This window comes from Buttiauxella sp. B2 (assembly GCF_006376615.1).
Lineage (GTDB): Bacteria > Pseudomonadota > Gammaproteobacteria > Enterobacterales > Enterobacteriaceae > Buttiauxella.
Map to the genome: position 1 here is coordinate 291343 of NZ_VEXQ01000002.1, position 22401 is coordinate 313743.

At 50.6% G+C, this 22401-nt stretch carries 19 protein-coding genes and 1 other RNA gene; 14 read left to right on the forward strand and 6 right to left on the reverse strand.

The genetic code is table 11. The features are described from left to right. Positions 1-91: 91 nt before the first annotated feature. From hemP to FH968_RS04620, 3 genes are all read right to left on the reverse strand, one after another. Positions 92-256 (reverse strand): hemin uptake protein HemP, encoded by a 165-nt coding sequence (gene hemP, locus FH968_RS04610; protein WP_139877875.1) that lies wholly within the window; start codon positions 254-256, stop codon positions 92-94. 181 nt (positions 257-437) lie between these two features. After that, entirely contained in the window at positions 438-1484 is a 1047-nt protein-coding gene (gene aroH, locus FH968_RS04615) for a 3-deoxy-7-phosphoheptulonate synthase AroH (protein ID WP_139877877.1), read from the reverse strand. A 159-nt stretch (positions 1485-1643) separates the two neighbouring features. Next, entirely contained in the window at positions 1644-2477 is an 834-nt protein-coding gene (locus FH968_RS04620; protein ID WP_139877879.1) for a pyruvate, water dikinase regulatory protein, read from the reverse strand. Between the two features lie 451 nt (positions 2478-2928). Between FH968_RS04620 and ppsA the strand changes: the two genes are divergently transcribed. Next, positions 2929-5301, forward strand: coding sequence for a phosphoenolpyruvate synthase (ppsA, locus tag FH968_RS04625; RefSeq protein ID WP_139877881.1), 2373 nt, complete (start codon positions 2929-2931; stop codon positions 5299-5301). A gap of 79 nt (positions 5302-5380) precedes the next feature. Here ppsA and FH968_RS04630 read toward each other — a convergent pair whose 3' ends face one another. Beyond that, positions 5381-6781 carry a glycoside-pentoside-hexuronide (GPH):cation symporter gene (locus tag FH968_RS04630; RefSeq protein WP_139877884.1) on the reverse strand — a complete coding sequence of 467 codons (1401 nt, stop codon included), beginning with the start codon at positions 6779-6781 and terminating at the stop codon, positions 5381-5383. Between the two features lie 322 nt (positions 6782-7103). Here FH968_RS04630 and FH968_RS04635 point away from each other — a divergent pair, with 322 nt between their 5' ends. Beyond that, on the forward strand, positions 7104-9482 hold the full coding sequence (locus tag FH968_RS04635) for a glycoside hydrolase family 3 N-terminal domain-containing protein (RefSeq protein ID WP_139877886.1): 2379 nt from the start codon (positions 7104-7106) through the stop codon (positions 9480-9482). A 60-nt stretch (positions 9483-9542) separates the two neighbouring features. Here the strand turns inward: FH968_RS04635 and rprA are convergent. Both rprA and ydiK read right to left on the reverse strand, forming a co-directional pair. Then, positions 9543-9647, reverse strand: an RNA gene (rprA, locus tag FH968_RS04640) — antisense sRNA RprA. Positions 9648-9842: 195 nt separating this feature from the next. Next, positions 9843-10943 carry an AI-2E family transporter YdiK gene (gene ydiK, locus FH968_RS04645; RefSeq protein ID WP_139877888.1) on the reverse strand — a complete coding sequence of 367 codons (1101 nt, stop codon included), beginning with the start codon at positions 10941-10943 and terminating at the stop codon, positions 9843-9845. A gap of 207 nt (positions 10944-11150) precedes the next feature. Between ydiK and FH968_RS04650 the strand changes: the two genes are divergently transcribed. The 12 genes from FH968_RS04650 (at position 11151) to FH968_RS04705 (ending at position 22368) form a co-directional block, all read left to right on the forward strand. After that, positions 11151-14204 (forward strand): FAD-binding and (Fe-S)-binding domain-containing protein, encoded by a 3054-nt coding sequence (locus tag FH968_RS04650; RefSeq protein WP_139877890.1) that lies wholly within the window; start codon positions 11151-11153, stop codon positions 14202-14204. Next, a complete protein-coding gene (gene menI, locus FH968_RS04655) occupies positions 14201-14611 on the forward strand; it encodes a 1,4-dihydroxy-2-naphthoyl-CoA hydrolase (RefSeq protein ID WP_139877892.1) in 411 nt (136 codons plus the stop codon). The genes FH968_RS04650 and menI overlap by 4 nt, the downstream gene beginning before the upstream one ends. A gap of 228 nt (positions 14612-14839) precedes the next feature. After that, on the forward strand, positions 14840-15175 hold the full coding sequence (gene eutS, locus FH968_RS04660) for an ethanolamine utilization microcompartment protein EutS (protein WP_139877894.1): 336 nt from the start codon (positions 14840-14842) through the stop codon (positions 15173-15175). A 4-nt stretch (positions 15176-15179) separates the two neighbouring features. After that, positions 15180-15641, forward strand: coding sequence for a EutP/PduV family microcompartment system protein (gene eutP / locus FH968_RS04665; protein ID WP_139877896.1), 462 nt, complete (start codon positions 15180-15182; stop codon positions 15639-15641). Further along, a complete protein-coding gene (gene eutQ, locus FH968_RS04670) occupies positions 15638-16330 on the forward strand; it encodes an ethanolamine utilization acetate kinase EutQ (RefSeq protein ID WP_139877898.1) in 693 nt (230 codons plus the stop codon). Before eutP ends, eutQ begins: the two co-directional genes overlap by 4 nt. Positions 16331-16342: 12 nt before the next feature. Continuing rightward, positions 16343-17152, forward strand: a complete 810-nt coding sequence (eutT, locus tag FH968_RS04675) for an ethanolamine utilization cob(I)yrinic acid a,c-diamide adenosyltransferase EutT (protein WP_139877900.1) — start codon at positions 16343-16345, stop codon at positions 17150-17152. Next, on the forward strand, positions 17142-18164 hold the full coding sequence (gene pta, locus FH968_RS04680; RefSeq protein WP_139877902.1) for a phosphate acetyltransferase: 1023 nt from the start codon (positions 17142-17144) through the stop codon (positions 18162-18164). The genes eutT and pta overlap by 11 nt, the downstream gene beginning before the upstream one ends. A 67-nt stretch (positions 18165-18231) precedes the next feature. Next, a complete protein-coding gene (gene eutM, locus FH968_RS04685; protein ID WP_034455942.1) occupies positions 18232-18525 on the forward strand; it encodes an ethanolamine utilization microcompartment protein EutM in 294 nt (97 codons plus the stop codon). Between the two features lie 101 nt (positions 18526-18626). Further along, the gene (gene eutN, locus FH968_RS04690) at positions 18627-18914 is read left to right on the forward strand and encodes an ethanolamine utilization microcompartment protein EutN (protein ID WP_139877904.1); all 288 of its coding nucleotides are present in this window, start codon (positions 18627-18629) and stop codon (positions 18912-18914) included. Between the two features lie 15 nt (positions 18915-18929). Continuing rightward, the gene (locus FH968_RS04695; RefSeq protein WP_139877906.1) at positions 18930-20339 is read left to right on the forward strand and encodes an aldehyde dehydrogenase family protein; all 1410 of its coding nucleotides are present in this window, start codon (positions 18930-18932) and stop codon (positions 20337-20339) included. Positions 20340-20351: 12 nt separating this feature from the next. After that, positions 20352-21191, forward strand: coding sequence for an ethanolamine utilization protein EutJ (gene eutJ, locus FH968_RS04700; protein WP_139877908.1), 840 nt, complete (start codon positions 20352-20354; stop codon positions 21189-21191). After that, complete coding sequence (locus FH968_RS04705) at positions 21181-22368, forward strand: iron-containing alcohol dehydrogenase (RefSeq protein WP_139877910.1); 1188 nt, start codon at positions 21181-21183, stop codon at positions 22366-22368. Before eutJ ends, FH968_RS04705 begins: the two co-directional genes overlap by 11 nt. Positions 22369-22401: the final 33 nt, after the last annotated feature.

Consider the following 22401-nt stretch of genomic DNA (forward strand, 5'->3'; position numbering starts at 1 on the left):
GCAAATCTCCATTAGGAAAAATTAAAAGCGCTGGCTGCCTGGGGTGGGGATGACCTGGGTGGCTTGCGTATCATTAGAGCTATATTTAGGTTTATTTGGTCAGGATTAGCTTCCCGGCCTGAGTCTGACGTAACTGGTATTGTTGGCCTTCGTGGAGAATAACCACACGCCCGTCAGGGCCGAGTAAAAGCTTACTGTCTATCTGACGGGGAACGGCCGCAGATTGCGGATTCACAGGGGTGAATGTTTTATCCATGTTTCACTCTGTATACAAATGACAATCAATGTAACAATGATAATCATTATCAATAAACTGTGTTTCGTCATCAAGTGTTATTTGTAATAAATTTGTGAATGAATCAATTTTGAGCGTTCGGGGGAATAGGGCGGGTATTCAAGAGGTTTGATGGGCAGCGCTTACGCTACCCATCGATAAATCAAAAACGGCAATCCGTTGCGGCGGCCAACATATCCAGCAGTGTTTCAGTATCTTCCCAATTCAGGCAAGGGTCGGTAATCGACTGCCCATAAACCAGCGGTTGCCCGGCGACGATTTTCTGCGTGCCTTCGCGAATGAAACTTTCAGCCATCACGCCAGCAATCGCGCGTGAACCATTGCGAATTTGGTTACATACGTTTTCACACACATCAAGTTGGCGACGGTGCTGTTTCTGGCAGTTGCCGTGGCTGAAATCGATAACCAGTTGTTCCGGCAAATCAAACTCATGCAGGCTGTCGCACGCCGCAGCAATGTCGGCCGCGTGGTAGTTTGGCTGTTTGCCACCGCGCATGATGATATGGCCGTATGGGTTACCGCTGGTTTGATAAATGGTCATCTGGCCATTTTTATCCGGCGAAAGGAACATATGGCTGGCTCGTGCCGCACGAATCGCATCAACTGCAATACGTGTATTGCCATCGGTGCCATTTTTGAAGCCCACCGGGCAAGAAAGGGCTGATGCCATTTCACGGTGGATCTGGCTTTCAGTGGTGCGTGCGCCAATTGCACCCCAGCTAATTAAGTCGGCAATATACTGGCCGATCACCATATCCAGGAACTCAGTTGCAGTCGGCACACCCAACTCGTTTACTTTTAACAGCAGGCTGCGTGCCTGTTCAATGCCATGGTTTACGCGGTAACTGCCATTTAAATCTGGATCTGAAATCAACCCTTTCCAGCCAACAACGGTACGCGGTTTCTCGAAATAAGTGCGCATAACGATTTCAAGGCGATGTTGATGTTTTTCACGCGCAGCTTGCAGACGTTGGGCATAATCCATAGCCGCATCCAGGTCATGAATTGAGCAAGGGCCAACAATGACCAGCAGGCGCTTGTCTTCGCCATTGAGAATTTTTTCTATACGACGACGCGAGGCAGTTACGTTTTGCGCAACCTCCTCGGATACAGCTAAACGCTGTGCCAGTTCAGCGGGTGTAACCAGACTATCGATGCGCGCTGTGCGCAATTCATCTGTTTTGTTCATTGGGTGTCTCAGAAATTTTGTCTTCAGCTCGGCAGGAGTACCGGGAAGTGATGGCTGTCACGATAAACCAATTTATGTCGATTTCAACTGCATAACTGAATGGTTATCGCCAAATTCTGTACACCCTACCATACAAAAATGCACCTTTGAACTAGTTTATTAGTACATGCGACGATTCAATCCCATGATGTCAAGGATCTTGGTTGCCATCTCTTCAACAGAATAATTAGTGCTGTTCAGATAGCGAATCTGGTTCTTGCGAAACAGCGCTTCAACTTCGGCAACTTCCAGTCGGCACTGGCGCATCGAGGCATAACGGCTGTTTTCCCGGCGCTCTTCACGAATAGCCGCAAGGCGCTCTGGGTTGATAGTTAAGCCAAACAGTTTATGTTGCAGAGGCTTAAGCACCGCAGGTAACTGGATATTATCCATATCGTCGGCAATGAACGGGTAGTTTGCCGCGCGGATACCAAACTGCATTGCAAGATACAAACTGGTTGGGGTTTTTCCGCACCGTGAGACGCCCAGCAAAATGACCTGTGCCTGATCAAGATTGCGCATTGAGATGCCGTCATCATGCGCGAGTGTGTAATCAATAGCGGCGATACGCGCATCGTACTTGATTAAATTCCCCGGATTTAGGCCGTGAGTACGGTGGGCAATCGGTGTTGGGTCGAGTTTCAATTCTTGCTGCAAAGGTGCCACCAGCGCTTGCACTATATCCTGACAAAAACCTTCACTTTGCAAAATAATGTCGCGAATTTCTGGCAACACGATGGAATAGAACACTAAAGGGCGCACGCCAGATTGTTGGAAAATCGCATTGATTTGCTCTTTCACCGCATTGGCCCGGCTTTCGTTTTCAACAAATGGCAGCGTAATACTGTTGATGGCGACGGGAAACTGCGACATCACGGCATGGCCGAGCACTTCGGCGGTAATTGCGGTGCCATCGGAAATATAAAACACCTGTCTGTCTACAGCGTTATCCATTTTTCAATCCTGAACTTGGAGAGGTTGGCTGAAGCATAAATTAAAACAACAGGCTTCGGGATCATTCTTGTCTCAATTTTAAAAATGAAATCCTGTTTTTATTTTTAATGAAATGACCGGTTCATTTTTATTAAATCATTAACCCTTTATTAATATAGGGATTAAATTAAGAATCAATAAGTTATGTAAAATGTAAATATATCTGAAAAATTCAAATTTTTATTTTGCTTGAACGATTCACCGGTTTCACTCATGGCCCCAAATATGCCAATCTAAATATACCCGTCATACTTCAAGTTACAGGCGTGTTGGCTGCACTCACAAACCCCGGATACTTACTGAAGTAAGCTCCTGGGGGCACCCTTGCCGCCTGGCTGTACTCGATTTATTTAGGGTATGCGTAGTGTGAAATTCTTTGAACCGTTTCATATATCACAAAAGGATTGTTTCGATGTCCAACTCGTCACCGCTGGTGCTTTGGTACAACCAACTCGGCATGAATGATGTAGACAGGGTCGGGGGCAAAAATGCCTCTCTGGGTGAAATGATTACTAACCTTTCAGGTATGGGTGTTTCCGTGCCGAATGGTTTTGCCACCACGGCCGAAGCGTTTAACTTGTTCCTTGACCAAAGTGGCGTGAACCAGCGTATCTATGAGCTGCTGGATAAAACGGATATTGATGATGTGACCGAGCTTGCCAAAGCAGGTGCACAAATCCGCCAATGGATAATCGATACGCCATTCCAGCCAACGCTTGAAAAAGCCATTCACGATGCCTACGAACAACTTTCTTCTGACGATGCTGATGCCTCTTTTGCCGTGCGCTCATCCGCCACTGCCGAAGACATGCCAGATGCATCGTTTGCTGGACAACAAGAAACTTTCCTCAATGTGCAAGGTTATGACGCGGTGTTGGTTGCTGTGAAACACGTCTTTGCGTCACTCTTTAACGACCGTGCTATCTCGTATCGCGTTCATCAGGGTTACGATCACCGTGGTGTTGCGCTTTCCGCAGGCGTTCAGCGCATGGTGCGCTCAGATCTCGCTTCCTCCGGTGTGCTGTTCTCCATCGACACTGAATCTGGTTTTGACCAGGTGGTATTTATCACCTCCGCCTATGGTCTTGGCGAAATGGTGGTACAGGGCGCGGTGAATCCAGACGAATTCTACGTTCACAAGCCAACCCTCGCTGCCGGTAAACCGTCGATTGTCCGTCGCAATATGGGTTCGAAAAAAATCCGTATGGTTTACGCTCCAAGCCAGGAACATGGCAAACAGGTTCGTATTGAAGATGTGCCGCAAGCCGACCGCGACCAGTTCTCTATTACGGCTGAAGAAGTACAAGAACTGGCGAAACAAGCAGTGCAAATCGAGAAACACTATGGCCGTCCGATGGATATCGAATGGGCCAAAGATGGACATACCGGTAAGTTATTTATCGTCCAGGCACGTCCAGAAACTGTTCGTTCCCAGGGCCAGGTAACCGAGCGCTATCAGCTGCATGCTCAGGGTAAAATCATTGCTGAAGGGCGTGCTATCGGCCATCGCATCGGCGCAGGCCCGGTAAAAGTGATTCATGATATTAGCGAGATGAACCTTATTCAGCCAGGAGATGTGTTGGTTACCGACATGACTGATCCTGACTGGGAACCTATCATGAAAAAAGCAGCGGCAATTGTCACTAACCGTGGCGGACGCACCTGTCACGCGGCAATTATCGCTCGTGAGCTGGGTATTCCGGCGGTTGTCGGTTGTGGCGATGCCACCGAACGCATGACCGATGATCAGAATGTGACGGTTTCCTGTGCTGAAGGGGACACCGGTTATGTTTACCAGGAATTGCTCGATTTCAGCGTGAAAAGCTCGACGGTTGATACCATGCCGGATCTGCCGCTCAAGATCATGATGAACGTCGGTAACCCTGACCGTGCCTTTGATTTTGCCTGCTTACCAAACGAAGGGGTGGGACTGGCGCGTCTGGAATTCATCATCAACCGTATGATTGGTGTGCACCCACGCGCGCTGCTGGAGTTTGACCAACAAGAGCCTCAGCTGCAAAATGAAATTCGCGAAATGATGAAAGGCTACGACGACCCGGTTGAGTTTTACGTAGGTCGTCTGACAGAAGGGATCGCGACGTTGGGCGCGGCATTCTGGCCGAAACGAGTCATCGTGCGTCTTTCTGACTTCAAATCTAATGAATACGCCAACCTGGTGGGTGGCGAGCGTTACGAGCCGGAAGAAGAAAACCCAATGCTCGGTTTCCGTGGCGCGGGCCGCTATGTTGCCGATAGCTTCCGGGAATGTTTCGCTCTTGAATGCGCCGCCATGAAACGCGTGCGTAACGAAATGGGCCTGACGAACGTCGAAGTGATGGTGCCGTTTGTGCGTACCGTAGCGCAGGCGAAAGCTGTGGTTGAAGAACTGGAGCGCCAGGGCCTGAAACGTGGCGAGAACGGGCTGAAAATCATCATGATGTGTGAGATCCCATCAAACGCCTTGCTGGCTGATGAATTCTTGCAGTATTTCGATGGTTTCTCAATCGGTTCAAACGACATGACGCAATTGGCGTTGGGTCTGGATCGCGATTCTGGTGTCGTTTCGGAACTGTTTGACGAGCGCAATGATGCAGTAAAAGCGCTGCTGTCGATGGCGATTAAAGCGGCGAAGAAACAAGGTAAATACGTCGGTATTTGTGGCCAGGGTCCGTCTGACCATGAAGATTTTGCTGTCTGGTTGATGGAGGAGGGAATTGACAGTCTTTCTCTTAACCCAGATACCGTGGTGCAAACTTGGTTGAGTCTGGCGGAAGCTAACAAGTAAATTAAAGTCGGATGTCGCTTACGCTAATCCGACTTACGAAACTGTTAAAACGGCTCCTCATTTCTGAGGGGCCGTTTTTTTATGTTGATGTTTTAGGCGTCATCACACCCGGGACTTCATTCTCAGTCTGGAATTTACCAACCCGAAGATCACTCACAATATTGTTCATTCTGTCTTCGGTTAACTTGTAATAACGAATTGAGATGGCAGTAATTAAGTAGAAAATAGCCGGTAATACAGTAAACAGAATCAATACGCCGCGAACTGCTTCGGCTGATTGCTGCTCAACGCCGGCCTGATAGCCAAACCATGCCAGGCCCCAACCGGTTAATGCTCCACCTATTGCTACACCCAACTTAATGATAAATATATTTGCAGCGACATTCATGCCTGTAATCCGACGCTGAGTTTTCCATTCGCCATAATTATTAGCATCGGTAATCATAGACCACTGAAGAGGTGCATTAATACCTTGTAAAATGTTAAGGGCAATATGGACAAGGAATGCAGGGATCCAGTAATTGGTTGGTAAGACGAGGAACAGCAAACCTATCAATGCGCTGAGCACATTAACCCAAATGGAGGCGCGGATTTTACACATCCAACTGCCGAGGTGTTTTGCGAACAAGCTACCAAATACCGCAGCGATTGTGGTGGCAAGCATGAACATGGAAATAATACCGCTGCCTTGACGAAGAATATATTGCACGAAATAGACTAATAAACTGCCACGCACGACCACGCCGCACAGCATGGCAAGGTTATAAACCGACAATATGCGCCACTGGTCGTTTTTCAATAAAATGCGTACATCACGCATGATATTAAGATTTTCTTCTTTTACTGGCGTAATACGTTCGCGGGTGGTGAGGAAGCAAATGAGGAACATTATGCATCCAATAATACCAAAGATGCCCATTGCCCACTGCATGCCAGCGGCTCTGTCGGCAGGTGAAATGAAGTCAGCTAACGGTAGAATCAACGCGGTACCCATTGCACCACCAATTGGCGCGATGGCAAAACGCCAGGACTGAAGCGACAAGTTTTCTTGTGGATCAGAAGTAATTGCCGCACCTAATGAGCAATACGGGATATTAATCGCCGTGTACATGAGAGTCATGAATATATAAGCGAGAACCGCATATACGATTTTACCTGTTTGGTCAAAATCAGGTGTTGAATAAACCAGCACACAACTTACAGCAAAAGGAACACAGATAATCAATAACCAAGGGCGGAATCTTCCCCAACGGCTTTTGGTTTGATCGGCAATAGCGCCCATAATAGGGTCGGTAATTGCATCCAATACCCTGACGACTAAAAATAGTGTCCCCATAACGGCTGGGGGTAAACCATAAATGTTGGTGTAGAAATAAGCGAGAATGGCGACGGATGAGTCAAAGACGATGTGACTTGCCGCATCGCCCAGACCAAACCCAAATTTCTCTTTGTTAGTTATTTTATCAGTTAACACCGACATACATTCACCTTTATTAAGAGCCGGAATATGGCATTAGTTATATGTTGTGAATGTGGGAAGGAGTATTGTAATTTTTCATTTGTGTTTTATGTTTCTTATCAACTGTGACGGAGTTATCTATTATCCCATCAGCTTTGTACTGAATTAACCTTCTCTCCGGCATGTTTTTGAATCCCGTCACACTTATGGCTAAAAACCAAAAAACGTAATCTTACTGATTATTCTGGCAATTGTTCGCGCAGTGGTTCATCACGCATATTGATGATTGGAAATCTTCTCCGCGAGCCGTCACGCGGATAGCTGAACTTGAAAGAGGAATAATATGTCTGCCATTTATCAGGATGCTCACCGCCCAGTCAATGAACGTGTTGCCGACCTGCTGTCGCATATGACTGCCGAAGAAAAATTTGCGCAGATGCACGCGTATTGGCTGATTTTGTCGAGCGATGGTGAACACCGTGAACGTACAGATTTAAGCGATGAGTTTTCTGGGGCAACCGAACAGGTCGCCCTTGCTGAGCGGCTCAAGTTGGGTGTCGGGCAAATTACCAGACCATTAGGCACGCATATTGTTGATGCAAAAGAAGGGCTTCGAGCTGCTAATCGTTTGCAAAAAACGCTGGTGGAAGAGACGCGGCTGGGCATTCCTGCGTTATTTCACGAAGAGTGTTTGGTTGGGTTGTTGTGCAAAGATGCCACGCTATTCCCGTCATCACTCAACTATGGTTCAACCTGGGATTTGGAGCTTATTGAGCGCGCTGCTGCTGCAATCGGTGAAGAAGCCCGTTCAACAGGCTGCCATCAGGGGCTTGCGCCCGTTCTGGATGTATCGCGTGATGTACGCTGGGGACGAACGGAAGAGACATTCGGGGAAGATCCGTGGCTGGTGGGCATGATGGCCACGCATTATGTCAAAGGTTTGCAGGGCAAAAAACGCGATCTTCTGGCAACACTCAAGCATTACGTCGGTCATTCATTTAGCGAGGGCGGACGCAATCATGCTCCCGTTCATCTTGGATTTTGTGAGTTGAACGACACTTTCCTGCTGCCATTTGAAATGGCTGTGAAGCTTGCGAATGCTGGGTCGGTGATGCCTGCGTATCACGATATTGATAACCAGCCGGGGCACTCTGACGAATTCCTGATGACAACCGTCCTGCGTGAGCAATGGGGTTTTGATGGCTTGATTGTGGCTGATTACGGCGGCGTGAGTTTGTTGCATCAGCATCATGGTATTTCCCACGATGCGGCTGAGTCTGCGGCGCTGGCATTTAATGCCGGGCTGGATATGGAATTGCCAAAGGACGATTGTGCACGCCATCTTGCTCAAGCGGTTGAACGTGGGCTGATAACCATGGAAAAGGTAGATGAGATTGTTGGCCGTGTATTAAAAGAGAAATTCAGACTGGGCCTGTTTGAACATCCTTATCGCGACGAAAATGGTGTAGCGTTGCAAACTGAGAACACCAGAAAAATCGCCCGCGACGTCGCAACCCGTTCGATAACCCTGCTGGAAAATAATGGCGTCCTGCCGTTGCAGGGCAAGCCACGTATGGCGGTGATTGGCCCGACTGCCGATGACCCGCTTGCATTGCTAAGCGGCTACAGCTTCCCGGTACACCTCATCATCAGCGATATGCTTGAACAAACATCGCAAGTGACGACTCCACTTGAAGCGCTACGCGAACAACTGGGTAGGGACAACGTTCATTACAGCAAAGGTTGCCATATTATTGAAAAACGCATGGCTGGCGCACCGGTATTCCCTGGCGACAGCGGCGGTAAACCGATGCAGTCATCCCCTGTTTCAAACGACACCTCATTGATTCCTGACGCTGTGAAAACGGCTGAGCAAAATGATGTTGTGGTGCTGTGCGTCGGTGATTTATCCGGTTTATTCCAGAGCGGTACCGTTGGTGAAGGTTCTGACACCGACAGCCTTGTGTTACCGGGGGTACAGCAACAATTGCTCGATGCGTTAATTGCGACAGGTAAACCGGTCGTGGTAGTCATGACCGGCGGGAGACCTTATAACCTGGGGGGGCAGGAAGATAACGTTGCGGGGATATTAATGGCCTGGGCACCAGGACAAGAGGGTGGACACGCCATTGCCGATGTTCTTACAGGGCGAGCCGAACCCGGTGGACGGTTGGTGGTATCCATCCCTAAAAGCGCAGGGGCCACACCTTACTATTACAACCACAAACTGAAAAGTGGTGGTACACCGTTTGCTTTCCATTTTGGTTCTCGATACCCATTTGGCTTCGGTAAAACCTGGACTGAATTTGATTATGGCCCGCTACAGGTACATAGCAGCGATGTTCCTAATGACAGTGGCGTAGTTAGCGTTAGCGTAACGGTGAGCAATTGCGGAACAGTTGCGGGGAGCGAAGTGGCACAGCTTTATGTTCACGATAAAGTGGCAACGATGGTGCGCCCGGTTCAGGAACTGAAAGCATTCCAGAGAGTGCAACTTGAGCCCGGTGCCAGTGCGCGACTCACTTTTAACGTTCCAACCGATATGCTGAATTTCACTTCTCGTCGCGGTGAGCGCGTAGTTGAGCCTGGTGAGTTCGAGATTCGTGTTGGGGCTTCTAGCGCTGATATTCGCAGTACGGGAGTGGTTCGGGTAACAGGTAAGACACGTGTTATTACAGGCCATTGGCGGATGGTGAGTGATTGTGTGGTGGGGTATATTTAACATATCCCTTGAATAATTCGAGTGTAGCCAACACTGCTGTAGCTTGAAGGGGATAAACGGATAAAAAAAAGCCCATCCAGGATGGGCAAAGACTACACACAGCAATTCGTTGTTTCACTCAGGGGATTTCCATGCTTATAAATCAATGTGTTGATTCATAGCCTTGGAGTAATAGTAGGCATCTCATCCTGGAGCGTCACTCGGATTCGTCTCAATAGTTAATGAAAAGTAAACGGTTTGGGTCACATTACTGCATGTTTGTAGAATCAAAGGCTTGTAAAGCGCAGAATTGATAAGCGTTGTTAATTGGTTTCGTTGTGTCGCCCCGAGCCAGGGGCGACACAAGATTTCAGCGGGGTTTTACTCGCGTTCTTCCAGGACTTCTACCACTTCATTCGGATCATCTTGTGGCCGCGGCGCTTCGTGCATCCAGACCGAAATTAAACGATAAGATACCGCCAGCAATACAGGCCCGATAAACAAGCCAATCATACCGAATGCAATCAAACCACCGATAACGCCGGACAGAATCAGAATCATTGGCAAGTCTGCGCCCATACGAATCAGCACCGGACGGATAAAGTTATCCATCGTACCCACTACGCAACTCCACACCAGCAGCACGGTGCCCCAGGTGTTATCGCCAGTCCAGTACAGCCATGCAATGGATGGAACAAGCACCAGCAACGGGCCAATTTGCACCAGACAGCACAGCATCATCACCACGGTTAACAGCGTCGCATTTGGAATGCCGGCAACAGCCAAGCCCACACCGCCCAGTACCGACTGAACCAGCGCGGTGACGACGACCCCCAATGCCACTGCGCGAATAGCCTGGCCTGCAAGCAACACTGCTGCATCACCGCGTTTGCCAGCCAGACGGAACGCAAAGTGGCGAATACCGTTGCCCAGGGTTTCTCCTTTTGCATACAACAGCACGCTAAACAGCAGCATAAGGCCGCAATGCATCAGGAAGCTACCCACGTGTATCGCCTGGCCCAGGAACCAGGTTGTGGTGGTGCCAATATAAGGACGAACTTTTGCCATAATGGCGCTGCCGCCGCTGTCTACCAACGTATTCCAGCCTGCGTAAAGCTTGTCACCAATCAGTGGAATAGTGTTAAGCCACTCGAATTTAGGTAGCTCCATATTGCCTTTGGTTGCCCAGTCAATCACCGGACCACTGTTATCCACCAGGCTATTTACTAATAGCGCAACCGGAATAACAAATAACATCAACAGCAAGAGTGTCATCACCATCACAGCAAATGTGCGTTTTCCCCATAACAAACGCTGCACTTTGAGCATCAATGGCCAGGTGGCAAGCACTATCGTACCTGCCCAGGCAAAACCGAGCACAAAGGGTCGAACTATCCATAAACAGGCGATGATCATCACCGAGATAAACAACACTGACAGCAGGATCTGTAGCAGATCCTTTGGCTGACTGACTTTAACCATAGATAAAATCACCTTAATAACTGATAACGGGCAAAGTGCCTACGTTAAAACCGCAAAGCGGATGAGACAATGATGATGTATTTCCTCGATTTTTGACAGGAGCAAAACAGACGGGAATGTCTGAATAAAATGTGTTAAAAAATAAACGGAAGCATACGCAAACGATAACTCACAACTCATACAACGTCAGGCAGGGTCGGAAAGTCAATGATCCCACAAATTTCTCAGGCACCAGGTGTTGTTCAATTGGTGCTCAATTTTTTGCAGGCACTGGAACAACAAGGTTTTACCGGCGATACCGCCACTAGCTACGCTGACAGGCTCACGATGGCCACCGATAACAGTATTTATCAACTGTTGCCGGACGCGGTGTTATTCCCTCGTTCTACGGCTGATGTGGCGTTACTTGCCCGACTTGCCTCAGAAGAACGCTTCAAATCGCTGGTCTTTACCCCGCGCGGCGGCGGCACTGGCACCAACGGTCAGTCGTTGAATAAAGGCATCGTCGTCGACATGTCTCGCTATATGAATCGCATCATTGAAATCAATCCTGAGCAGGGATGGGTGCGGGTAGAAGCGGGCGTGATTAAAGACCAGCTCAACCAATACCTGAAACCTTACGGTTACTTCTTCGCACCAGAACTTTCAACCAGTAACCGCGCAACGCTTGGCGGGATGATCAACACCGATGCCTCCGGGCAAGGCTCGTTGGTTTACGGCAAAACTTCTGACCATGTGATGGGAGTTCGCGCGGTATTACTGGGCGGCGATATTCTCGATACCCACCCAATGTCGACGATGGTTGCAGAAGATTTGGGGCGTGACGAAAGCCCAATAGGAAAGATTTATAACACTGTGCTTGGGCGCTGCCGCGAACAACGCCAGCTAATTATCGAAAAATTCCCCAAACTCAACCGTTTCCTGACTGGCTACGATCTACGCCACGTCTTTAATGATGACCTCTCGCAGTTTGACCTGACGCGTATTCTCTGCGGTTCAGAAGGTACGCTGGCGTTTATCACCGAGGCAAAGCTTGATATCACACGCCTGCCGAAAGTGCGCCGCCTGGTGAACATCAAGTATGACTCTTTCGACTCTGCGCTGCGTAACGCGCCATTTATGGTGGAAGCCCGCGCACTCTCGGTTGAAACCGTCGACTCCAAAGTGCTGAACCTGGCGCGAGAAGATATCGTCTGGCATTCGGTTAATGAACTCATCACCGATGTTCCCGGCAAAGAAATGCTCGGCCTGAATATCGTGGAATTTGCGGGTGACTGCCTGGAATTAATTGAAGGCCAGGTCGCATCGTTATGTGAGCGCCTGGATTCGCTGATTTCACAGGGCGAAGGCGGCGTTATCGGCTGGCAGGTTTGCTCTGAACTGGAAGGTATTGAGCGCATTTATAACATGCGTAAAAAAGCGGTTGGTTTGTTGGGCAATGCAAAAGGGCAGGCGAAGCCGATTCCATTTGCGGAAGATACCTGCGTGCCACCGCATCATCTGGCTGATTACATCACCGAATTTCGCGCCTTGCTGGACAGCCATAACCTGAGTTATGGCATGTTCGGTCACGTCGACGCCGGTGTTTTACATGTACGCCCGGCGCTGGATATGACCGACCCACATCAAGAAGTGTTGATGAAACGTATCTCTGACGATGTGGTTGCGCTGACCGCGAAATACGGTGGTTTGTTATGGGGTGAACACGGCAAGGGTTTTCGCGCTGAATACAGCCCGGCGTTCTTTGGCGAAACGCTGTACGAAGAACTGCGCCGTATCAAAGCGGTATTCGACCCTGATAACCGCTTAAACCCTGGGAAAATCTGCCCGCCACTTGGCCTGGATACCCCAATGATGCAAGTTGACGCGGTAAAACGCGGCACCTTCGACAGGCAAATCCCGATTGCGGTACGAACCTCCTGGCGCGGGGCGATGGAGTGTAACGGCAACGGTTTGTGCTTCAACTTCGACGTGAAAAGCCCAATGTGCCCGTCGATGAAAATCACCAGCAACCGCATTCACTCTCCGAAAGGGCGCGCGACATTAACGCGTGAATGGCTGCGTTTGCTGGCGGATCGCGGCGTTGACCCGGACGCGCTGGAAAAACAGATGCCGGAAAAACGTGCCAGCCTGCGCACACTTATCGAGCGCACACGTAATTCCTGGCATGCCCGCAAAGGTGAATACGATTTTTCCCATGAAGTTAAAGAAGCGATGTCGGGTTGTCTGGCGTGCAAAGCATGTTCGACACAGTGCCCAATCAAAATCGACGTGCCAGAATTCCGCTCGCGCTTCTTGCAGCTTTATCACACTCGCTATTTGCGTCCGATGCGTGACCATCTGGTGGCAACCGTCGAAAGTTACGCACCGTTAATGGCTCGAGCGCCAAAAACGTTTAACTTCTTTATGAGCCAACCTTGGGTGCGCAATCTATCTGCCAAACACATTGGCATGATTGATTTACCGATGCTTTCTACTCCATCGTTACAGCAACAATTGGTCGGGCATGCTTCGGCAAATACCACGCTTGAACAACTGGAAAGCTATAGTGCCGAGCAACGCGCCAGAACGGTGCTGGTGGTGCAAGATCCGTTCACCAGTTATTACGACGCGCAAGTGGTTGCCGATTTTGTGAGACTGGTTGAAAAGCTTGGGCTTACGCCGGTTGTATTGCCATTTTCACCGAATGGCAAAGCGCAGCACATCAAAGGCTTCTTGCAAAAATTTGCTCGCACCGCGCGTAAAACTTCTGACTTTTTGAACCGCATTGCGAAATTGGGGATGCCAATGGTTGGTGTCGATCCGGCATTGGTACTTTGCTATCGCGATGAATATAAGCAAACGCTCGGTGAGGAACGTGGCGATTTCCATGTGCAACTGGTTCACGAATGGCTGCCGGGCGTGCTGGAAAACCGTGAAGATGCTGTGAGCGGTGAATCCTGGTATTTGTTCGGCCACTGTACGGAAGTCACCTCATTGCCAACTGCACCTAATCAATGGGCGGCGATATTTTCACGCTTAGGGGCGAAGCTTGAAAACGTCAGTGTCGGTTGTTGTGGCATGGCTGGAACCTACGGGCATGAAGTGAAAAATCATGCTAATTCGCTGGGAATTTACGAACTGTCCTGGCACCAGGCTATGCAGCGCCTGCCGCGCCAACGTTGCCTGGCAACAGGTTATTCTTGCCGCAGCCAGGTGAAACGCGTGGAAGGCAACGGCGTGCGCCATCCGCTACAGGCACTACTGGAGATTCTGGGATGATTTGGCGACGCGAAGTGAATCTGGAAGCGCTCAATAAAATGGGCGCTGACAATATGGTGGAACATGTGGGGATCGTGTTTACCCGCATTGGCGATAACGAACTCGAAGCCACCATGCCAGTTGATAATCGTACCCGCCAGCCGTTTGGCTTGTTGCACGGCGGCGCGTCCGTCGTACTGGCGGAAACGCTCGGTTCGGTCGCTGGCTATTTGTGTACCGAAGGTGAGCAGAAAATTGTCGGCCTTGAAGTCAACGCTAACCATCTACGTTCAGCGCGCGAAGGTATCGTGCGTGGTGTATGTACGGCGGTTCACGTTGGCCGTCGCCACCAGGTCTGGCAAATTGAAATCAGTGACGAGCAAGGGCGGCTTTGTTGTACATCAAGGCTGACCACAGCAGTGATTTGAAATATAGCTACAGAAAATCGCCGGGTGGGTCAATAAAAACACCGGGCACAAAATAATAATGGCGGTGGGATATTATCTCGCCGCTTTTTATTTACATTTTGAAATCAATAAACGTGCTCATCTTCATTTATTAAGTGATCCACTTCACTATTCCCCATTAGTTGCCGAAATTTGTTATTCCCTTTTCCTGTTTATTGTCAGCATGGCGGCAATTCTTCAGGAGGTGCAATGGAAAAGGAACGCATTATTCAGGAGTTTGTTCCTGGGAAACAGGTGACACTGGCACATTTAATTGCCCATCCTGGTGAGGAGTTGGCGAAGAAAATAGGCGTCCCCGGTGCTGAAGCCATTGGCATTATGACACTAACCCCCGGTGAAACTGCCATGATAGCGGGTGACTTAGCCACCAAAGCGGCCAGTGTGCAAATTGGTTTTCTTGATAGATTTAGCGGTGCATTAGTGGTTTACGGCTCGGTGGGATCGGTAGAAGAAGCATTACAACAAACAATATCCGGCCTCAACAACATTCTCAGCTATACCGTCTGCACACTGACGCGGAGCTAGCCGAATGAAACGCATCGTTTTTGTTGGCACCGTAGGTGCAGGTAAAACGACATTATTTAATGCGTTACAGGGGAATTATTCGCAGGCAAGAAAAACGCAGGCGATTGAATTTAGTGATGTGGGGAATATTGATACGCCTGGGGAGTTTTTTAGTCACCCTCGTTTATATTCTGCATTAATTAATACCCTTGTAGACGCGGAATTATTGATATATGTCCATGCTGCCAATGATCCGCAATGCCGTATTCCCGCAGGCTTGCTGGATATTTACCCACGCCTGAAACGCGTCGCGGTAATAAGCAAAATTGATTTGCCCGACGCAAATATTGCGCAGACGCAGGCGATGTTAATGGACGCAGGATTTACGCCGCCAATATTTGCACTGAACAGCCTGGATGCTGCAAGCGTCAGGCAACTTGAGGATTATCTGGCTGAAGTGTGTAGCCAGGAGGAACCTGTTCAATGAAAAAGCTCATTACTGCTAATGATGTTCGTGAAGCGGATGGCAACGGTCTTAAAACAATCACTTTTGTACTCAAAGAATCTATCGTCACGCCGGAAGCCCGGGTAGTCGCCGAGCAACTGGGCATCGCGTTAGTGGAAGAAGGGGCAAACCTGTTGGCAGTAGCAACGGACAGTGCGCCGCCTCGCTCTGAACGCCAGCGTATTCGCGAAGAGATAATCTCTCAGCTACCAGAAGGCCAGTTTACTGAAACCCTGGTGGCCCAGCTTATCGAAAAGGTTGAGCAAGAGCAGAAAACGCGGTCGGGCAGTGGGATGCAACCTGGTTTTCGCGCAGTAACTGGGAAGGGCGGCATCAAAGTCATTGATGGCAGTTCGGTGAAATTTGGTCGTTTTGATGGTGCACAAGAGCCCTGCGTTGGGTTAACAGACCTCGTGACGGGAGCGGATGGCAGCAGCATGGCCGCCGGTTTTATGCAGTGGGAAAACGGCTTTTTCCCCTGGACGCTGAATTACGATGAAATCGATATGGTGCTGGAAGGGGAATTACATATTCGCCACGAAGGTGAAACGCTTATCGGGAAAGCGGGAGATGTCATGTTTATCCCTAAAGGTTCCAGTATTGAATTTGGCACCACAAGCCATGTTCGTTTTCTGTATGTTGCCTGGCCTGCCAATTGGCAGGAATGCTAAGGCGGGGCGCTTATGAGCACCTTCATCACCGAAGACTGGCTACGGGCAAACCATACTCTCAGCGAAGGGAGTGAGATTCGCCTTCCCGCTGACAGCCGGATGACACCGTCGGCCCGCGAACTCATTGATGCTCGCCATTTACTGGTGAAATTTCAGGATGACGACGGGCGATTGTTTGTTGAAGCACAAGAACAATTGAAACCGGTACATGGACTGACAAGTGAATCCGTGGCGCAAGTCGCGCATTGCGAGCTTTGCCTGCAACAAGTGAAAGAAAAACCAGACACTCTGACGCATTTGAATGCGCAGGTGTTTGTGGCGAAAAATGACCCTCGTTTGATGTTTCGCGCAAGTCTGGATAGTGCAATTGCTACAGCGGTATGGCTGCAAACTGAGTTTGATAAAACAGCAGCACTTTGGCTTGCGGATATCCGTTCTTTGCTCGGCAACATAATGCGTGCAGATGCACTGGAACAGGCGCTTCCTGAACAGCAAATCGTTGGCTTATCGGCTGATGATTTACACCGTTTATCGCATCAGCCGCTGAAATACCTTGGGCACGATCATCTGGTTCCTGATGCGGCACACGGGCGCGATGTTGCGCTGCTTAATCTGTTGCGCACAAAAATTCGTGAAACAGAAATCTGTGCTGCAACGGTATTTATTGGCATGGATTACCACATACAAAAAGCCGATTTATTACAGGCGCTAAACCGGCTTTCGAGCGCGGTTTATGTGCTGATGATCCTGTGTCTTAAAAAAGAGTGGCCGGATGCGGATGCACTGCAACGACGGCTGGCAGGAGGTCATCATGTTGCTTGACCGCTGTCGTCGCCAGGCGCAAATCTTGCCTAAGCGTGTCGTCTTCCCGGACGCGCAAGACGCTCGCATCATTGAAGCGGCACATTACCTGCAACATCACGGTCTGGCACAACCCATTCTGTTGGCCAACCCGTTTGCCCTACGCCATTTCGCCCTTGCTGCAGGATTACCGCTCGACGGATTACACATTATTGACCCTGCAACGGCATGCGACTGGCTTACGCAATTTTACCAACAGCTTGTGCAGCGTTTAGGTGACAAAACCCCCGATGATGCGGCGGAGCGTTTGCGCGACCCACTCTGGTTTGCGGCAGCGATGGTTCAGGCAGGTAAAGCTGATGTGTGTATCGCTGGAAATATTTCCTCTACCGCTGCTGTTTTACGCGCGGGGTTGAAAGTTATCGGCCTGCGACCTGGGGTAAAAACGCTCTCGTCGCTGTTCTTGATGTTGCCGCCAGAAGGTGAACGGATTCTTGGGTTTGCTGATTGTAGCGTGGTACCACAACCCACTGCCGCACAGCTTGCCGATATAGCTATCAGCAGCGCAGAAAGCTGGCAGGCCATCACCGGGCAACCTGCTCGCGTCGCCATGTTGTCTTTTTCAACCAACGGCAGCGCCAGACATCCTTGTGTTGCTACCGTCCAACAGGCGACAGACATGGTGCGTGAGCGTGCTCCGGGTCTGTGCGTGGATGGCGAGTTGCAATTTGATGCAGCGTTTGTTCCCCAGGTTGCCGCGCAAAAAGCGCCAGAAAGTGTGCTGGCAGGGCAGGCGAATGTACTCGTTTTCCCGTCGCTGGAGGCAGGCAATATTGGCTACAAAATTGCGCAACGATTGGGTGGATTCCGCGCCCTTGGCCCGTTAATTCAGGGATTGAATGCGCCATTGCACGATCTTTCCCGAGGATGCAGTACGCGAGAAATTGTTGAGTTGGTGCTGGTTGCTCAAACAACCCTCACCCCAAGCCGCTCCCGAAAGGAGAGGAAAAAAACAGCAGAACTCCAGCCTTGAGTTAGAAGCTTGGGGCCGCAGTGAAACTGGATAAAACAGATTTTTAACCGAGTGAGAGGAATAAATCATGGAAGCACTAGGACTTATCGAAACCAGAGGTTTGGTTGCAGTGATTGAAGCATCGGATGCGATGGTTAAAGCCGCACGCGTCAAACTGGTTGGCGTAAAGCAAATCGGTGGTGGGCTGGTAACTGCAATGGTTCGCGGTGATGTAGCGGCCTGTAAAGCAGCAACGGATGCCGGGGCTGCCGCAGCTCAGCGCATTGGCGAGTTGGTTTCCGTTCACGTCATCCCGCGTCCACATGGCGATTTGGAAGAAGTGTTCCCGATTGGCTTGGGAAGCGACAAAACCATCGATTGATAATCGGTGACGTCATCCCCGGACGTCACCTCTCTTTAACTCGATTTACGGGCAGCCTCATGGCGGCACGGGCTGTACCTGAATGTTGTCCGGAGGCGAGCATGAAGCTGGGAATGGTCATTGGTCAAATCGTTTGCACAGTCCGCCACAGCGGGCTTGAACACGACAAATTGTTGATGGTGGAAATGATTAACCGCCAGGGTGAACCGAGCGGCGAGTGTGCAGTTGCCACCGACAGCATTGGTGCCGGGAACGGCGAATGGGTGTTGCTGGTGGGGGGGAGTTCCGCCCGCCGGGCACACCATAGTGAAGCCTCTCCGGTCGACATGTGCGTGATAGGCATCGTCGATGAAGTGGTCATGGATAGAGAGATAATCTTCCATAAATAGTGAGGGTTGAGCGACATGGATCGGCAACAAATTGAGCAAGTGGTGAAAGCCGTGCTGGCAGGTATGGCCACGAATACAACCACAGGAACCACCCCAAAACCATGCGGTGCAGGCGTATTTGCCTCACTGGACGATGCGGTTCAGGCAGCAGCAGCAGCACAAAAATCTTTAACCAGCGTGGCGATGCGCCAGAAAGCCGTTGCGGCAATCCGCCAGGCAGGTGAACAACATGCGCAGTCGCTTGCGGAAATGGCTGTCGCGGAAACCGGAATGGGCCGCGTTGCAGACAAATGCGCGAAGAATATTGCTCAGGCGCGTGGTACGCCTGGTGTTGAGTGCCTGACGCCACAAGTGTTAACCGGCGATAACGGGCTAACACTCATCGAAAACGCACCGTGGGGTGTAGTGGCTTCTGTCACGCCATCCACTAACCCTGCGGCAACCGTCATCAACAATGCCATCAGCATGATTTCAGCCGGAAATAGCGTGGTATTTGCTCCACATCCGGCAGCAAAAAAGGTTTCGCAGCAAACCATCTCCTGGCTTAACGAAGCGATTGTCGCAGCAGGTGGCCCAGCGAACTTGCTGGTGACAGTTCTTAATCCTGATATCGAAACCGCGCAGCGTTTATTTAAGTATCCTGGCATTGGGTTGCTGGTGGTGACCGGCGGCGAAGCCGTTGTAGATGCGGCGCGTAAGCACACTAATAAACGTTTGATTGCTGCGGGCGCAGGTAATCCGCCAGTGGTGGTAGACGAAACCGCCGATATTCCTCGCGCAGCAAAAGCCATCGTGAATGGTGCATCGTTCGATAACAACATCATCTGTGCGGACGAAAAAGTGCTGATCGTGGTGGAAAGCGTGGCTGGTGCTTTGCTGGAGGAAATGCAGCGCAATCACGCGGTGTTGCTCAGCGATGCTCAGGCTGAAAAGCTGCTGCCTGTTCTGTTGAAAAATATCGATGAACAGGGGAAAGGGCAAGTTTGCCGCGACTGGGTCGGGCGTGATGCCGCCAAAATCGCGGCGACTATTGGTCTTAACGTAGCACCTGAAACTCGCTTACTGCTGGTACAAACCACTGCGCGCCATCCCTTTGCCGTAACAGAAATGATGATGCCAGTGCTGCCTATTGTTTGCGTGCCCAACGTGACAGAAGCCATTGCTCTGGCGGTGAAACTGGAAGGCGGATGCCACCACACAGCAGCCATGCACTCGCGCAATATCGACAATATGAACACCATGGCGAATGCCATTGACACCAGTATTTTCGTCAAAAATGGTTCATGTATTGCTGGGTTGGGGCTGGGTGGCGAAGGCTGGACTTCTATGACTATCACAACACCAACGGGTGAAGGTGTGACATCGGCCAGAACGTTTGTGCGCCTGCGTCGTTGCGTACTGGTGGATGGTTTCCGCATCGTTTAAGGAGAGTAGTCAATGGCTCGCACGGAACAGACCTGGCTCAACGACCGCTTATGTAACGCGTCTTTATTGTGCAACGGGCAACCCAATGTGGCGCAACAACCGCTGTGGCTGGGTATCGATCTGGGCACCTGTGATGTGGTGTCGTTGGTTGTCGACAGTGACTGCCAGCCCGTTGCCGTTTGCCTCGACTGGGCTGATGTGGTTCGTGACGGCGTGGTATGGGATTTCTTCGGTGCGGTGCAAATTGTGCGCCGCCACCTGGACACTCTGGAGCAGCAGCTAGGTTTGCGTTTTAGCCATGCTGCAACATCATTCCCGCCCGGCACCGATCCGCGAATTTCGGTCAATGTGCTGGAGTCTGCGGGGCTGGAAGTCAGCCGAGTGTTGGATGAACCGACAGCCGTTGCCAATATGCTGCAACTCGACAAAGCGGCAGTGGTGGATATTGGTGGCGGCACAACCGGCATTGCGGTGGTTGCACAAGGGAAGGTGATTTATTCCGGCGATGAAGCCACTGGCGGACACCATATCTCCCTTACGCTTGCGGGTAATCAGCGTATTGCGCTGGAGGATGCCGAACAGATGAAGCGCTGTAGCGATGCCAATATCTGGCCGGTGGTTCGTCCGGTGTACGAAAAAATGGCAGATATTGTCGCTCGTCATATTGAAGGCCACGATGTGGAACAACTTTGGCTTGCGGGCGGTTCTTGCATGCAGCCCGGTGTTGAAGGGCTTTTCCGCCAACGTTTTCCGGAAAAAACCGTAACACTACCACCGCACTCTATTTTCATGACGCCGCTGGCAATCGCTATTTGCGGTATGACACAAGCGGAGGGTGCTCATGCACAGTGAAGAGATGCAATCCGCGCTATACCAAGCGCTGGACATGATGAATGCCCGCAACGTGCGTGAATTTGCAGTACCGCCTACCACTTTTATGGGGCCAGGCGCGGTATCTCGTTGTGGCGAGGCGTTACGCGAGCGCGGTATTCAACGTCCTTTTGTGATGGTCGATGGCATGTTGCATCACGCCGGAATGACGGATGTGTTGGAGCGTAATCTGAAGCACAGCGGTATCGAATATGAAATCTGGCCTTGCCTGCCGGGTGAGCCTGTTGACAGTGACATTGGTGCAGCAGTTGAGCAAATCAGCCTTTGCCAGTGCGACGGTGTTGTCGCACTAGGTGGTGGCTCGGTTCTGGATTCCGCAAAAGTTGTGGCGGTAATTGCCACTAATCCTGCACTGGCGCTGGAAAATTTAGTGGCCGGAGCTGCATTGAATCGCCGCTTGCCGTTTATTGCTATCCCAACCACTTCGGGAACCGGTTCGGAAGCCACTAATGTGGCGGTGATAACCGCCGCGAACACTCACCGTAAACAGGTGTTGGTTCACGCCATGTTAATCCCGGACTTAGCGATTATTGATGCCTGTCTGACGCTTGGTGTCCCGCCACATATTACTGCCGCAACGGGAATCGACGCCTTAACTCATGCTATTGAAGCCTATGTAGCAAGCAATGGCACACCGTTGACACGCGGGCTTGCCTATCGCGCCATCCACAGTATCGGGCAGGCGTTACCGCAAGCTGTCGGGCAGGGGCAAAATTTGGCGGCTCGCGAAGCAATGATGCTCGCGTCTTACATGGCGGGGATGGCGTTTTCTAATGCAGGTCTTGGGCTGTGTCATGCCACTGCACACCAGATTGGCGCAGCCTATGGCATTCCACATGGCAAGGCTAACGCCATCATGCTGCCGTCGGTTATGAGGTTTAACCAACTGGTGTGTAAAACCGCCTATGGTGAAATCGGCCATGCACTGACGGGCAAATCTTGCGCGGCAAGCGAAACAATTGCCTTCGTGGAACACTTTATTAATGAACTTGATCCAGGCATTGGATTACGTGCCGCAGGCGGTTGCGAAACTGACTTTGCCAATTTTGCCCACGCGGCGTTGAGCGACATTTGTATTACCACCAATCCACGCACTGTGACGGAAGCCCAGATTATTACGCTGTATCAGGACGCCTGAACGGATATCACACCCGCCTGCCCGCAGGCGCTG